The sequence below is a fragment of the Corallococcus sp. AB038B genome (assembly GCF_003668955.1).
Taxonomy (GTDB): Bacteria; Myxococcota; Myxococcia; order Myxococcales; family Myxococcaceae; genus Corallococcus; species Corallococcus exiguus.
Genome location: NZ_RAWO01000001.1, coordinates 652,663 through 667,412, shown reverse-complemented (window position 1 = coordinate 667,412; position 14,750 = coordinate 652,663). Strand labels below are relative to the sequence as shown.

At 70.6% G+C, this 14,750-nt stretch carries 11 protein-coding genes; 9 read left to right on the top strand and 2 right to left on the bottom strand.

The window, feature by feature from the left end; genetic code table 11:
* Positions 1-13 precede the first annotated feature (13 nt).
* From D7Y04_RS02845 to D7Y04_RS02815, 7 genes are all read left to right on the top strand, one after another.
* Positions 14-1,177 carry an FIST signal transduction protein gene (locus D7Y04_RS02845; protein WP_120575151.1) on the top strand — a complete coding sequence of 388 codons (1,164 nt, stop codon included), beginning with the start codon at positions 14-16 and terminating at the stop codon, positions 1,175-1,177.
* A gap of 7 nt (positions 1,178-1,184) precedes the next feature.
* Positions 1,185-4,151, top strand: coding sequence for a response regulator (locus D7Y04_RS02840; protein ID WP_120593902.1), 2,967 nt, complete (start codon positions 1,185-1,187; stop codon positions 4,149-4,151).
* Positions 4,144-4,563, top strand: coding sequence for a response regulator (locus D7Y04_RS02835; RefSeq protein ID WP_120575153.1), 420 nt, complete (start codon positions 4,144-4,146; stop codon positions 4,561-4,563). The genes D7Y04_RS02840 and D7Y04_RS02835 overlap by 8 nt, the downstream gene beginning before the upstream one ends.
* A 212-nt stretch (positions 4,564-4,775) precedes the next feature.
* Entirely contained in the window at positions 4,776-6,353 is a 1,578-nt protein-coding gene (locus D7Y04_RS45430) for a tryptophan 2,3-dioxygenase family protein (RefSeq protein ID WP_121758227.1), read from the top strand.
* Positions 6,354-6,355: 2 nt separating this feature from the next.
* Positions 6,356-7,495 (top strand): aminotransferase class V-fold PLP-dependent enzyme, encoded by a 1,140-nt coding sequence (locus D7Y04_RS02825; protein WP_233601250.1) that lies wholly within the window; start codon positions 6,356-6,358, stop codon positions 7,493-7,495.
* Complete coding sequence (locus tag D7Y04_RS02820; RefSeq protein ID WP_233601249.1) at positions 7,492-8,538, top strand: methyltransferase; 1,047 nt, start codon at positions 7,492-7,494, stop codon at positions 8,536-8,538. Before D7Y04_RS02825 ends, D7Y04_RS02820 begins: the two co-directional genes overlap by 4 nt.
* Before the next feature lie 190 nt (positions 8,539-8,728).
* Entirely contained in the window at positions 8,729-9,535 is an 807-nt protein-coding gene (locus tag D7Y04_RS02815; RefSeq protein ID WP_233601248.1) for a dienelactone hydrolase family protein, read from the top strand.
* Between the two features lie 10 nt (positions 9,536-9,545).
* On the opposite strand, the gene D7Y04_RS02810 is transcribed toward D7Y04_RS02815, so the two are convergent.
* Positions 9,546-10,235, bottom strand: a complete 690-nt coding sequence (locus D7Y04_RS02810) for a response regulator transcription factor (protein WP_121758226.1) — start codon at positions 10,233-10,235, stop codon at positions 9,546-9,548.
* Between the two features lie 234 nt (positions 10,236-10,469).
* Here D7Y04_RS02810 and D7Y04_RS02805 point away from each other — a divergent pair, with 234 nt between their 5' ends.
* Positions 10,470-12,404: a CheR family methyltransferase gene (locus tag D7Y04_RS02805; RefSeq protein WP_121758225.1), complete on the top strand. Its 1,935-nt coding sequence runs from the start codon at positions 10,470-10,472 to the stop codon at positions 12,402-12,404.
* Positions 12,401-13,651 (top strand): sensor histidine kinase, encoded by a 1,251-nt coding sequence (locus tag D7Y04_RS02800; RefSeq protein WP_121758224.1) that lies wholly within the window; start codon positions 12,401-12,403, stop codon positions 13,649-13,651. Before D7Y04_RS02805 ends, D7Y04_RS02800 begins: the two co-directional genes overlap by 4 nt.
* Positions 13,652-13,659: 8 nt before the next feature.
* Here D7Y04_RS02800 and D7Y04_RS02795 read toward each other — a convergent pair whose 3' ends face one another.
* Positions 13,660-14,718, bottom strand: coding sequence for a chemotaxis protein CheB (locus D7Y04_RS02795; RefSeq protein WP_120593925.1), 1,059 nt, complete (start codon positions 14,716-14,718; stop codon positions 13,660-13,662).
* Positions 14,719-14,750 lie beyond the last annotated feature (32 nt).

Below are 14,750 nucleotides of genomic sequence, written 5' to 3'. Positions count from 1 at the left end.
CACGGAGGTCCTCATGGCGCACGTGAAGATGCAGACGGCTCGTTCCACCCTCACGGATCCGGTCGCCGTCGCCGAGGACCTCCTTCGCCAACTCCATGGTCCCCCGCCGAAGCTGGTGACGCTGTTCGCGGCCCGCCAGCGGGACCAGCGCGCGCTCAACCGCGCGGTGCGTGAGCGGCTGCCGAAGGACACCCGGCTGGTGGGCGCCACCACCGCCGGGGAGCTGGACAACAACGGCATCCACGAGAACAGCGTGGTGATGGGCGCGCTCTCCGGCGACTTCGAGGTCGGCCTGGGCCTGGGTTCGGGCCTCACCGGGGATGCCATCGCCGCGGGCGCGCAGGCCATCAAGCGCGCGTGCGAGGAGCTGGGCGTGCGTCAGCAGGACCTGGACGCGCGCCGGTACGTGGGCCTCGTGATTGACGACGGCTTCCGTTACAAGAAGGAAGAGCTGCTGCTGGGCATCCTGGAGAAGAACCAGACCCTGGTGCTCGTGGGCGGCGGCGCCAGCGATTCAGAGACGGACCCCGCGCGCCAGTCCGCCCTCATCCACGTGGATGGCGAAGTGGCCGGCGATGGCGTGCTGGTGGCCCTGTTCAAGACGAACGCCCCCTGGGCCGCGCTGCGCTCGCACTGGTACGTGCCCACCGGCGAGCGCATGACCATCACCAAGGTGGACGAGACGCACACGCGCGCCCTGGAGATCGACGGCCAGCCCGCCGCCCGGCGCTACGCGGACATCCTGGGTGTGGAGAACATCGCGGACCTGGAGTTCGGCCGGCCCGGTGGCTTCGCGCTGCGCCCCACCGCGCTCAAGGTGGGCCGCGAGTACTTCATCCGCGCCGCGTGGCGCCCCCTGGAAGATGGCTCCATCCTGTTCGCCAACCTCCTGGAGGAGGGCAGTGAGCTGGACCTGATGAAGGCCGGCGACCTGGCGGGGATGACGCGGGACTTCTTCCAGGAGGAACTGCCCAGGCGGGTGCAGAACCCCCAGGCCGCCCTCCTGTTCCACTGCAGCGGACGCCTGTGGTACGCGCAGGCCCAGGGCATGTTGCCAAAGCTCTCCGAGGCCATGAAGCTTGCACCGTCCGCCGCAGGGATGAACGTGCAATTCGAGATCTACTCGGGCTTCCACATCAACACCACGCTGACCGTGCTCGCGTTCGGCTCCAACTAAACAGACCATGGCCCACCACCCGTTCGACGTGGCCCAAGCCGAAGCGCCCCTCGGTTACACCCTGTCCCTGCTCCTGGTGGGCAGCGAGCGTGAGACGCGCGCCATGCGCGACGCGTTGGAGAAGGAGGACATCCTCTCCATGCTCACGCTGGAACCCGTCAGTACGCGGGAAGCCCTGGAGCAGGCGCTGGAGCGCCCCTGGGCCCTGGTACTGGTGGGGTCCGAGCTGCCGGGCATGACCTGGGAGGACGTCCAGGCCGCCTGGGTGAAGCGCGGCCGTGAGACGGCCTTCGTGGTGAGCGCGCCCGCATGGAGCGCGGACACGCTGGCCGCCGTCATGCGCGCCGGCGCGCGCGACTACGTCAGCGAGGACCGCTACGGCCACCTGCCCTTCGTGGTGGCGCGCGAGCTGCGCCTGCACGCCGAGCGCGCCCAGCACCAGATGACGGGCGTGGAGCTCAAGCGCACCAACTACCTGCTCAGCAACATCATCGACGCGCTGCCCTTCGTGCTGTTCGTGAAGGACGCGGAGACGCGCCGGCTGGTGGTGGTGAACAAGACGTTCGCGGACGCGTTCCGGGTCACCAAGGAATGGTTGCTGGGGAAGCTGGACCACGACTACTTCCCCAAGGAGCAGGCGGAGTCGTTCATCGCCATCGACTCGGAAATCCTCGAGACGCGCAAGATGAAGACGTTCGAGGAGGTGGCCCGCGCGGACGGCGTGGACCGCATCTTCGCCACGCGCAAGATTCCGCTCCTGGACGACCAGAACGTCGCGCGCTTCGTGATGGGCGTCACGGAGGACATCTCCGACCGCAAGCAGAACGAGGAGGCCCTGCGCGCCTCCAGGGATGAGCTGGAGGCCGCCAACAAGCAGCTGGCCGCCAGCCTGGAGGAGATCAAGAAGACGCGCGCGGTGTCTGCCCGCTCCCTGGCGAGCTACCAGCAGCGCGCGCTCCAGATGGAGATCATCCGCCAGCAGAACGAGGACCTGGACCGGCTGGCCCAGGAGCTCTCCGTCGCCAAGCGCAATGAAGAAGAGCGCGCCCGCGAGGCGGAAGGCGCCGTGCGCCTCAAGAGCGAGTTCCTGGCGAACTTCAGCCACGAAATCCGCACGCCGCTCAACGGCATCATCGGCTACTGCGACCTGCTCATGCGCGAGGAGGGCAGCCGCCTGACGCCGCACGGCCGGCGCGACCTCAACGTGGTGAAGACGAACGCCAAGACGCTGCTGGCGCTCATCAACGACATCCTGGACCTGTCCAAGATTGAAGCGGGCCGCGTGGAGGTCGTCACCGAGCCGGTGGACGTGCAGGAGCTGGCCGACGAGTGCATGGCCACCGTGAAGGAGTACCTCAAGGGCAAGGACGTGGCCCTCACGGTGAACGTGGACCACGAGGCGAAGGAGATCCGCACCGACGCGCTGAAGCTGCGGCAGATCATGCTCAACCTGTTGAGCAACGCGGCCAAGTTCACGGACACGGGAGAAGTGGCGCTCACGGTGGTGCCCGCGGGCGGCGGAGAGCTGCTGATGACGGTGGAGGACACCGGCGTGGGCATCCCGTCGGATCAGCTCGCCTTCATCTTCGAGAAGTTCCGCCAGGTGGACGGCACCACCACGCGCAAGGTGGGTGGCACGGGGCTGGGGCTCGCCATCGTGCGCGAGCTCACCCGCGTGCTGGGCGGCACGGTGGACGTGAAGAGCACCCTGGGCCGCGGCTCCACCTTCACGGTGCGGCTGCCGGACGTGCTGGCGACGACCGTGGGCGCGGACAGCCCGCACGCCACGGAGCGCCTGGTCCCCTTCCACGACGTGGCCCAGAAGCTCGCGCCCATGGCGCGGCCGGGCAGCACGGTGATGGTGGTGGACGACGACGTGCTCATCCAGCAGCTCGTCACGGGCCAGCTGGAGCCCGCGGGCTTCAGGGTGGTGACGGCCAATGACGGCCTCGCCGCGCTGAAGCTGGCTCGCGAGGTGAAGCCGCAGGCCATCCTGCTGGACATCCACCTGCCGCGCATGGACGGCTGGTCCGTCCTGAGCCAGCTGAAGAGCGACCCGGCGCTGGCCGCCATCCCGGTCATCCTGGTGTCGGTGGAGGAGCAGCGCGCCCGCGGATTCAGCCTGGGGGCGTGCGAGTACCTGGTGAAGCCGGTGGAGCCGGAGCGCCTGGTGGACGTGGTGCAGAAGAGCCTGGCCTCCGCGGGCGCATCCGCCGCCACGGGCGACGTGCTGGTGGTGGACGACGACGCGGCCACGCGCGAGCTGGTCAGCCGCAACCTGCGCCGCGCGGGCTTCTCCACCAACGAGGCTCGCAACGGCGAGGACGCGCTGCTCAAGGCACGGGTGTCTCCGCCGTCGCTGGTGGTGCTGGACCTGATGATGCCGAACCTGGACGGCTTCGAGGTGCTGCGCCGGCTGCGCGCGGAGAAGCTGTCCGTGCCGGTGGTGGTGCTCACCGGCAAGACGCTGTCCACCGAAGAAGAGACGCTGTTGCGCGACGGCTTCGCGGGCTTCGTGCGCAAGGGCGGCCACGCGCTGGAGGACGTCATCGCGCAGGCCAAGGGCCTCTTGATGACCCAGCGGGCGGCGTCCGCGGGGAAGCTGCCTCGCGTGCTGTACGTGGAGGACAGCGAGCAGAACCGCGACATCGTCCGCAGGTACCTTGGCGGACTGTATGACCTCATCGAGGCGGAGGACGGCGAGCAGGGGCTGGAGCGGGCCCGCAACGACGCGCCGGACCTCATCCTCATGGACCTGTCCCTGCCGCGGCTCGACGGTTGGGAAGTCACCCGCAGGCTCCGCGCGTTGCCGGATGGGCAGAACGTGCCCGTCATCGCCGTCACGGCACACGCGGGTCGCGAGTACCAGGACAAGGCTCAGGCGGCCGGTTGCACGGCCTACATGACCAAGCCCCTGGACCGCGATCAGCTCATCGAGACGATTCGTCAGTACCTAGGGAGAAGCCATGGCTGAAGCCAAACCGCGCGTCCTTGTCGTGGACGACGATCCGGACCTGCTCGACCTCGTGCAGCGCTCGCTGAGCGCGTACGGGTTCGATGTGCAGACCCACACGTCCGCGTTGGGCGTGTCCAACATCGTGCGCGCCTCCGAGCCGGACTTCGTGCTCATCGACGTCAACTTCCCCGCCCTCAAGGGGGACAAGGTGGTGGGCCTGGCGCGCCAGTACGCGCCCCCCGGCACCCGCTTCATCCTCTACTCCGCCTCGGATGAGGCCAAGCTGCGCTCGCTGGCCATTGCCTCCGGCGCGGACGGCTACATCTCCAAGAGCGTTCAGGGCGCGGAATTGGCGCAGAAGCTCCACGCCATGCGCCTCAAGCCTCGCCCGGCGTCGCCCAACCGGAATCCCTCACCGGTTGAGAGCTGACCCACCCCCTGGGTGAGCCCGACCCCTCGGGCCACCCCGTACTCCGGACGGATGGGAATCTCAAAAATCGATAACCAGCAAGCCCTGTATGACTTGAAGTTCACCAAAAGGGCTGTAAGGTAGTCGCTTCTAGAGATTTACGCGCTCACTGTTCCTCCCGACTGGGGCGCGCTCTACCCACCACGAACTGCCTGCGTCCCCCCGGAGGCACCTTGCATACGTCGACTGATTACAGCCACGCCGAAAAGCTGAAGCAGGAGCTGACTCAACCGCTGTTCAACGTGATGTTGAAGAAGTGGGTGGGCAAGGGCGAGCTGGACTACGAGCGCTACCTGCACACGGACACCCTGCTGGCGCTGCAGTCCCCGGAAGGCGAGCTGGTCTCCCATGACGAGCTGATGTTCCAGATCGTCCACCAGTCCCAGGAGCTGTACCTGAAGCTGGCGTCGCGGGAGATGGTGGAGGTGGTGGCGGAGATGGACCGCGACGCGCTGTGGGCGGTGTCCGCGCGGCTGGTCCGGGTGCAGAAGATCCTCTCCGGCATCAGCGCGGAGATGGCCATCCTGGAGACGATGACCCCGTCCGAGTACCAGGTCATCCGCCGCAGCCTGGGCAACGGCAGCGGCCAGGAGTCGCCGGGCTACAACACGTTGCGCCTCGCGGCGGACGGGCTGGAGTCCGCCATGGAGCGCATGCTGGCGCGTCGCGGGCTGACGCTGTTCCAGGTCTATTCGGCTGGGGGGCCGAAGGACCTGCAGCACGTCTGCGAGCAGCTGGTCACGGTGGATGAGGGCTTCCAGGGATGGCTGTACGCGCACTACCAGCTGGTGCGCCGGACGATTGGCATCGACCGCACGGTGAAGGCGCTGGACGGGCTGCCTTCGCAGGTGCTGCAGGCGCGCATGACGCTGCCGCTGTTCCGCGCGCTGTGGGACGTGCGCGTGGAGCTGACCGCGGGCTGGAAGCGCGAGGGTGGCTACACGCCGGGTGAGTCGCGCGGTGGCGGCTGCCCGATGGCCGCCATCAACGCGATGAAGGACACGGCGGTGAACATGCCGGTGGCCCAGGCGCAGGCGGCGCACGCCCATGTGGCGGCGCACGCGCAGCACGCCTCGGCGGCGCACGCGGCCCCGGCCCATGCGCATGAGGCGCGCACCGGCGGCGGCTGCCCGATGAACATGCAGCACGCTCCGGCGGCCCACGCGGCTCCGGTCCACGCTCCGGTGGCCCACGCCTCCGCGGTCCACGCTCCGGCGGCCCACGCCTCCGCGGTCCATGCTCCGGCGGCGCACGCCTCCGCGGTCCACGCGCACTCCGCCGCGGTCCCTGCGCACTCCGCTACGGCCCACGTTCAGCACGCCTCGGTGGCTCACGCCGTCATGGCGCATGCTTCGGAGGTCCACGCGGCCCATGCGCAGCACGCCTCGGTGGCTCACGCGGCCCCGGTCCCTGCGCACGAGGCGCGCACGGGCGGCGGCTGCCCGATGCATGCTCAGCACGCGCCGGTGGCCCATGCTCCGGCCGTCCACGCACAGCCGGCGCTGGCTTCACACGCTCCGCACGCGGCGGCCCATCCTCCGCACGTGGCGCACGCGCCGGTGGTCCACGCTCCGCACGCTTCGGTGCCGCACGTGCCCGCTCCTCATGCGGCGGCGGCTCCCGCGCCGGTGGCGCACGGGCCGCATGCGGCGGTGCCCCACGCTCCGACTCCTCACGGACCTCACGCGCATCCGCACGCCGCGCATGTCTCGGCGTACACCCACGCCCAGGAGCTGCGGAGCCAGTCGTGACCGTGGCGGCACTCCCGGGAGCCCTGCGCGCGGAGTACCCGCTGCTCCAGACCTGCACGTACCTCAACAGCAACTCGACCGGGGCGCTGCCCCGGGCCGTGGAGGGCGTGCTGGCGCAGTACTGGAACACGATGCGCGCGTGGCGCGATGACACCTGGGACATGTGGCTGTCCCAGATGCAGGCGTACGCGGACGGGGTGGCGGAGCTCATCGGCGCACCCGCCGGCTCCGTCGCGCTGGACACCAACCTGAGCGCGCACCTGTCGCGCCTGGCCTCGTGCCTGGAGTTCACCGGAGAGCGCCGCCGCGTCGTCATCACCGACCTGGAGTTCCCCACGGTGCCCTTCATCTGGAAGGGCTTCGCGCGCTACGGGGCGGAGCTGGTCGTCGTCCCGTCGAAGGATGGCCGCGTGGACGAAGCCGCGCTGGAGGCGGCCATCGATGAGCGCACGCTCATCGTCTGCGTCGCGCACGGGGCCTTCGCCACCGGCGCCGTGCTGGACGTCGCGCGCATCGCCAGGGCGGCGCACGCGGCCGGAGCGCTCATCGCCACGGACGCGTACCAGACCGTGGGCACCGTCCCCGTGGACGTGCGCCAGCTGGACGTGGACTTCCTCATGGGCGGCGCGCACAAGTGGCTGGGCGGCTCCGAGGCCGCCTTCCTGTACGTGCGCCCGGGGCTCCTGCCCACGCTCCGGCCCGCGGTCACCGGCTGGCTGGCCGGCGCGTCACCGCTCGGCTTCCAGCAGACGACGGACTACGCGCCGGACGCGCGCCGGATGATGGGTGGCACGCCCGCGCCGCTGATGGTGCTGCTGTCCCGTCCCGGCCTGGAGCTGCTCAAGGGCGTGGGCATCCACGCCGTGCGCGAGCACTCGCTGAAGCTCACTGGCCGGCTGATGGCGCGCGCGGACGAGGCAGGCCTGCGCGTGGTGACGCCTCGGGAGCCGCACCAGCGCGGCGGCGTGGTGGCGATGAGCTTCCCCGGCGACGTCCAGGTGACGGCGCGGCTGGTGGCGCGAGGCTTCATCTGCAGCCACCGGGGCTTCCTGCGCGCCGCGCCACACTTCTACAACACGCCCGAGGAAGTGGACGCCTTCATGGACGCGCTCATCGAAGCGCAGCAAAATGAAGCCGCATGAGCAGCCAGATGCCTCCCTTCACGCGTGAGGCGCCTTCGCCTCGCGCCCTGTTGCACCTGCTGTTCAACGGCGCCCGCGCGATGGACGTCGTGGAGACAGCGCTGAAGTTGGGCCTGCTGGACGCGCTGGAGCCCGGCCCGGTGACGCTGGGCGAGCTGGCCACGAAGTACGACCTGCTCCCCAAGCGGCTCTACAAGTTCCTCGACTGCCTTGAGAGCCTGGGGCTGGTGCAGCGCGAGCAGACCAGCGACGCGCTGGAGGCGGCGCGCTACCGGGGCGTGCCTGGACTGCGCGAGGCGGCGGAGCTCGTGCTCGGCGCGGGGTCGCTGGAGCGCGACCGCGAGAAGTACGACTGGAAGGCCCTGTACGGCCGGCTGCCGGAGACGCTGCACGGCCAGCACTCCATGTCCGCCACGTCGTTCGACTGGCCTCCGCGCACGCCCGAACAGGTGGAGGGCTTCGAGGCCAGCATGTCCGCGGGCCTGGGCCCCATCCTGGAGACGTTCCGCGCGCACGCGAGCACCCTGTGGCCCTCCGAGGCCCGGCTGCTCGACGTGGGCGGCGGGGACGGCACGCTCGCGGAGCACCTGCTGCGCCAGCACCCGATGCTCTCCGTGGACGTCTACAACCTGCCCGCCACGGAACCGCTCGTCGAGCGCACGCGCGAGCGCGCGGGCCTGTCCGCCAAGCGGCTGGGCTTCGTGGGCGGCGACTTCCTGAAGGAGCCGCTGCCCCGGGGCTACGACGCGCTGTCGCTCGTGCGCGTGCTGCATGACTGGCCCGCGGAGGTGGCGCGGTCGCTGATGCAGGCCGCCTTCGCCGCCCTGCCCTCCGGCGGACGCGTGCTCATCTGCGAGGAGTTCCGCACCCCGGAGCGGCTGGCGGCCCAGTTCTTCTGGTCCTACTTCCTCATCGGCGTGGACACGTGCGTGAGCCGGCTGCGCGAGGTGGAGTTCTACCTGGAGGGGCTCACCGCCGCGGGCTTCACGGACGCGCACGTGCTGCCCGGCCCCTTCGAGCTGGTGGTGGCCACGAAGCCCTGAACCGCCCCACCCCGTCAGGGGTGGCGTGCGAGGAAGGGCGCCCTTCCCGGGGCGTCCTGGCCTGCCCCGCGGACCCTGTCCTACGCTGGACACCCGGCCCCCTCCGGCAGGTCACAACGGGTGGGGCCATGTTCAGACTGTGTCTCAGCCAGACGCGGTAACCAGCCACACGCAGACGGGAGGAGCCTGTATGACAGGTCCCCGGTCACGAACGGGGTTGAATGCGGTAGGGCAGGACCACGGGTGGGAAGAAGCGCGGGAGTCCCAGGCGCGACAACGTGGTGTCGGACCAGCGGCGCGCACGCATCTGGAGCGCGAGGTGATGGTGCCGGTGGATGACGCCGTCCTCGTCCGGGGACGGCTGGCGGTGCCCTCGGGGGCCCGGGGCGTGGTGGTGCTGGCGCGCGGCAGCGACAGCAGCCTCCAGAGTCCACGGCTCGCGCAGACCGCGCGCCTGTTCCAGGCGATGGGGCTGGGCACCCTGTTGATGGACCTGCTCACCCGCGAGGAGATGGAGGAGCGCAGGACGCGGCAGTTGCGCTTCAACGTGGGCCTGCTGGGCATGCGCATGGCGGGCGCGGCCCGGTGGCTCCGGCGAGAGGGCCCCACCGCGGGCCTGAACGTGGGCTACTTCGGCGCGCACACCGGCGCGGGCGCGGCGCTGGCGGCCGCGGCCTTCCGGCCTGATCAGGTGGAGGCCGTCGTGTCGCGTGGCGGCCGTCCGGACCTGGCCGGCGCGGTGCTGCCCAAGGTGCAGGCACCCACCCTGCTGCTGGTGGGCGGCGCGGACACGCTGGGCCTGGACATCAACCGCAGGGCCTACGAGGCGCTCCGCACCGACAAGCGCATGGACATCATCCCGGGCGCCACCCACCACTTCCAGGAGGACTCGGAGCTGGAGCAGGTGGCCGAGCTCGCCGGGGAGTGGTTCCTCCAGCACCTGGGCGACCCCCGGGAAGCGCTGGAAGACGGCGCGGAGGAAGCCGCGCCGCCCTGAGGAAGAGGCCTCAGGCCAGCACGGGGCGGGGCACGCCCAGCTCGCACGCCATCACCGCGAGCTGGGCGCGGTTCTCCGGTCCCAGCTTGCGGTAGATGCTCGTCAGGTGCGCCTTCACCGTGCGCTCGGTGATGCCCAGGTGCGCGGCGATCTTCAGGTTGTCCGCGCCGGCCGCCACGTAGCCCAGCACCTCGCGCTCGCGCAGGGTCAGCCGGGACAGCGCGGAGCCCGGCATCTCGAGGTCGTCCAGGTGCAGGGCACTGGCGTGGAGCATGTCCACGGGCAGCAGCCGCTCGCCCCGGGCCACACACCCCACGGCCCGCACCACGTCGTCAACGCCCGCGTTCAGCTTGCACAGGTAGCCCGCCGCGCCCGCCTGGAAGCAGCGCTCCACCACGTCCGGCTCCTGGTGTCCGGACAGCACCAGCGCGCGCACCTGCGGATGGAAGTCATGCAGGTACTTCAGCGCGTTCAATCCGTCCTCCGCGCCCTCGCGGCCCATGTGCTCCAGCCGCAGGTCCACCACCGCCACGTCCGGCGCGGCCGCGCGCACGTTGGAGAGGAACGTGCCTGTCTCCGCGCACCGGGCCACCACCTTCATCCCCGCGCCCTCGAGCAGGGCCACCAGGCTCTCGCGGAACACCTGCTGATCCTCCAGCAGCGCGACACGGATCTCCCGTCCCGTTGAGTTCAATTCCATGGATGACACCCTCGCCTTCCCATCGTTTGGTCATCACCCCCTGGGAAGGGACATCCACGCTATGCCATCGCGCCGCCCCCTGTGAAACCACCCCCGGTATGCGCGCGGCGGAGGAGAAGAACAGCGAACGTTTCGTCGTCCGAGACCCAGACGAAGAGTATGGCCGACAGTGCTCCCGCAAGAGCGGAAGTACAGGTCTTGCCCGGTCGGTCTCACTGGACTACGTCCTTCTGAATGGCGACCAAGCCTCCACGCGACAGCGAGCTCGAAGCCATCCTGGAGAAGGTCCGTCAGGTGCGGAACTTTGATTTCCGCAATTACAAGCGGGCCACGCTGCACCGGCGCATCGAGCGGCGGATGCAGGCCACGCGCTGCCGGAGCCGGGCGGCCTACCTGGCGCTGCTGGAGCGGGACCCCGCCGAGGTGAGCACGCTGGTCTCCTCCATGCTCATCAAGCTGACGACCTTCTTCCGGGACCGGGAGGTCTGGCAGGCCCTGGAGCAGAGCATGGCGGAGTTCGTGCGCCAGCGGCCGGACAAGGACCTGCGCATCTGGAGCGCGGGCTGCGCCACGGGCGAGGAGGCCTACTCGCTGGCCATCATCGCGGCGGAGGCGCTGGGGCCGGGCTACCCCGGCGCGGAGCTGAAGGTGTTCGGCACCGACGTGGACGAGGACGCCATCGCCACGGCCCGCCGGGGCGTCTATACGCCGGAGCAGTTGGAGAATGTCTCCCCGGAGCGGCTGGCGCGCTTCTTCGTGCGCACGGGCAACAGCTTCACGGTGCGCAAGGAGATCCGCCGCGCCGTGGTGTTCGGCGTGAACAACCTGGTGTCGGACGCGCCCGTGTCGCGCATCGACCTCCTCCTGTGCCGCAACGTCTTCATCTACCTGGACTCCGACCTGCAGAAGCGGGTGCTGGCGCGCTTCCAGTTCGCGCTGCGCCGCAACGGCCAGATGGTGTTGGGCCGCTCGGAGCTCATCCCCTTCGCGGCCCGGCTCTTCCGGCCCATCGACCTGGCCCGGCGCATCTACCGCAAGGATGGGCACGTGGAGCTCACCAGCACGACGCAGGACCGCCTACCACCGGAGCCCGTGAGCCTGGCGCGCATCCTCGAACCCAGCCTGGACTTCGAGCGCTCCTTCCTGCGCAACCTCCTGGACTCGCATCCCTGTCCGCACATCGCGACGGACAATGACGGCACGGTGACGCTGTGGAGCCGCGCGGCGGCCCGGATGTGGAACCGCAACGAGGGGGAGATGCTGGGCAAGAAGCTGGCCGCGCTGGGCCTGGCGGGCCTCAGCGGCGACCTGCTCGTCGAACAGAGCCAGCGCGTGCGCTCCGGCAGCTCCGAGCGGGAGGTGGCCGACGGGATGATGGAGGTCTCCAACGGGGAGCCCCTCGCCCTGCGCGTCCAGGTGGTGCCCCTGCGCGAGTCGGCGGGAGGGCGGCAGGGCCTGCTGTACACCGTCCACGACATCACCCACCTGCGCGGCGTGGAGCAGAACCTGCGCACGGCGCAGGAGGAGCTGCAGGCCATCCAGGTGCGGATGCAGTCCTCCACGGAGGAGCTGCGCGCGTCCAACGAAGAGCTGGAGACGACCAACGAGGAGCTCCAGTCCGCCAACGAGGAGCTGCAGACGACCAACGAGGAGCTCCAGTCCACCAACGAGGAGCTGGAGACGACCAACGAGGAGCTCCAGTCCGCCAACTCGGAGCTGGACGCCACCAACCGCGAGCTGGCGCACCGCACGCTGGAGATGGACGCGCTCACCTTCTGCCAGCGCACCATCATCCGCACCCTGTCCGCCGCGGTGCTGGTGCTGGACGGCGACGGCCGCATCACCACCTGGAACCTGGCCGCGGAGCGGCTCCTGGGCCTCACCGAGCGCGAAACGGTGGGCCAGCTCTTGTGGTCCCTGCACGTGCCCGCGCTGAAGCGCGCGCTGGTGCTCAAGCTGCGCCGCCACCTGCAGGAGAATCGCTCGCTGCGTCTGGATGGCATCCCCTATCAGCTGCCGCACGGGGGCAAGGGGAGCGCCACGCTGGTGGCCACGCCGCTCGTCACCGACACGCACGTGCTGGGCTCCATCATCCTCTTCGAGGACACCACCCGGGCCTCCGCCCTGCTGGAGGAGAACCAGCGCCTGCGGGAGAAGCTCAAGGCATGAGCCCGCGCCGCGAGCCCCCGCCCTCCACCGTCCCGGGCCCCAGCGTCCGGGAGTCCCAGGGACTCCTGCGCAAGTACCGCGAGCTCATGAAGAAGCACACCGCCCTGGTGCGCAAGTTGGGGGAGAACACCCGGCGGCAGGTCATCACCCTCAAGCTGTCGCGCTGGGCGCTGGAGACCAGCGACAGCGCGCTCGCGATGATGAACGCCACCAGCGTGGTGCTGGCCAACAGCCGCTGGCACGCGCTGGGGCGGCTGCGTGGTCCCTGGAGGCGCGAGGACGACGGCGCGGAGCGGATGGCCCTGCGCGACGTGGGCCAGGCGGAGGCCGCGGTGGTGCTCGCGCTCACCGAAGGCGGCGCGCGCATCACCCGCTACCGTCAGGCGCGCGAGGCCCAACCCCGTGTGCTGGAGGTGCGCATCGAGCGCGTCACCGGCCAGATGCAGGGACAGGTGTTGGTGCTCGCGCGCGACATCACCGAACAGGCGCGCGCCGAGGAGGAGCTGGCGAGCGCGCGCGCCACCCTGCTGGAGCGCGAGAAGGTGCGCGCCCTGGGGGAGCTGGCGGCGGGCATCGCGCACGACCTGCGCGCCACGCTCAACGCCATGCGGCTGCGGCTGGAGCTGCTCCAGCGCGAAGTGAGCCCCACGGGCCAGGGCCAGCAGCACATGGACGCGCTCGTGAGCATCGTGTCCGACGCGGAGGCGCGCGTGGGCCGGCTCCAGGACTTCTCCCGCGGCAAGCACGGCACCGCCCTGGAGCCCGTCCAACTGGCCCACGTGGTCCACGACGCGGTGGACATCGTCCGGGGCGGCATCGAGCACCAGGCGCGCCAGGGCGGCCATCCCCTGAGCCTGGACGTGGCGCTGCCCGAAGGGCTTCCCCGCGTGGCCGGTTCGGCCATGGAGCTGCGCTACGTCGTCATCAACCTGCTCATCAACGCGCGCGACGCCATGCCCCGGGGCGGCGCCATCCGCGTGCGGGCCTTCAAGGCCGGGAAGGCCGTGCGGCTCGTGGTGGAGGACGAGGGCACGGGCATCCCGGAGGAGCACCTGCCGAACATCTTCAAGCCCTTCTTCACCACCAAGGGCGAGAGGGGCACGGGCCTGGGGCTGTCCATGGCCCACGGCGTGGTGACGCAGGCGGGAGGCACGCTCACCGCGGCCAACCGCCCGGAAGGGGGCGCGGTGTTCACGCTCACCTTCCCCGCGCTGAAGGCCGCACCGGCGCGCGGCGGAGCGCGCTGACCCGGGCCTCAGCCCGTCTGCTCCGACTCGTCGGAGCCCCCGAGCACCGGAGGCTCCACGGATGCCGCGCCGGACGGGGGCGCCGCGAGCACCGCCCGGCGCAGCAGCTCCACCTGGGACTCCGCCGTGTGGGCGCGCTCCTCGAAGCGCCGCGCGGAATGGTCATGGCCACGCTCCCGGGCCCGGGCGGCCAGCCGGCGCGACAGGGACGCGCTCTCCTCCAGCGCGCGCAGCGCGGCCCACAGCGCGCCGTCCAGTTGGTTCTGCTGCGAGCCGGACAGCGCCTCCCCCGTGTACGCGTGGCCCGTGCGGCAGCGGAAGCGCAGCAGGCTGCCCTCCTCCAGCTCGAAGAGCACGCCGCCGCAGTCCGGGCAGCCGTAATAGGACGGCTTCGCGTACTCCACCGGAGAGGGAGGGTCGCCCATGGCGGGAAGGTCCACCGACATCACCTTCACCTCCGTCTCCACCTGCCGCGACCGCTTGCGCGAGCGCGGAGCCACGGGCGTGTCCACCAGCCGCGTCAGCAGCGCCCCCATCTCCGCCAGGGGCACGCAGTAATCCACCGCCACGAGCTCCAGCGCGCTCCGGGGCATGTCCGGGCAGAGCGCGTCGCGCGGCTCCTGCACCACCGCCAGCCCGCCCTCCCGCTTCACCGCCATCAGGCCGCTGGTACCGCAGTCCAGCGCGCCGGTCAGCACCACGCCCACCACGCGCGGGCCGTACGTGAGCGCGGCCGAGCGGAACAGCGGATCCACCGCCGGCCGGTGCCCGTTCTCCCTGGGCCCCTTCACCACCTTCACGCGGTCCGGCTCCACCAGCAGATGTCTGTCATTGGGCGCCACGTAGATGCGGCCCGGCGCCAAGGCCTCTCCGTCCCGGGGATGGTGGGCCGGCAACGGACCGGCGCGGGAGAGGATCTCCGGCAGGTAGCTGCGGTGCTGGGCCGGCACGTGGAGCACCAGCAGCACGCTGGCGGCCAGGTCCCCAGGCAGTCGCCGCACCAGTTGGGTCAGGGCCTCCACCCCGCCCATGGAGGCGCCGATGACGATGATGTCGTGGCGTTGCAAGTTCCCATCCCCCAATCCGGAAGCGCGAACAG

Coding starts and splice junctions, on each gene's coding strand:
- D7Y04_RS02845 (WP_120575151.1), top strand. CDS start 14: ATGGCGCACGTGAAGATGCAGACGGCTCGTTCCACCCTCACGGATCCG.
- D7Y04_RS02840 (WP_120593902.1), top strand. CDS start 1,185: ATGGCCCACCACCCGTTCGACGTGGCCCAAGCCGAAGCGCCCCTCGGT.
- D7Y04_RS02835 (WP_120575153.1), top strand. CDS start 4,144: ATGGCTGAAGCCAAACCGCGCGTCCTTGTCGTGGACGACGATCCGGAC.
- D7Y04_RS02820 (WP_233601249.1), top strand. CDS start 7,492: ATGAGCAGCCAGATGCCTCCCTTCACGCGTGAGGCGCCTTCGCCTCGC.
- D7Y04_RS02815 (WP_233601248.1), top strand. CDS start 8,729: ATGACAGGTCCCCGGTCACGAACGGGGTTGAATGCGGTAGGGCAGGAC.
- D7Y04_RS02810 (WP_121758226.1), bottom strand. CDS start 10,235: ATGGAATTGAACTCAACGGGACGGGAGATCCGTGTCGCGCTGCTGGAG.
- D7Y04_RS02805 (WP_121758225.1), top strand. CDS start 10,470: ATGGCGACCAAGCCTCCACGCGACAGCGAGCTCGAAGCCATCCTGGAG.
- D7Y04_RS02800 (WP_121758224.1), top strand. CDS start 12,401: ATGAGCCCGCGCCGCGAGCCCCCGCCCTCCACCGTCCCGGGCCCCAGC.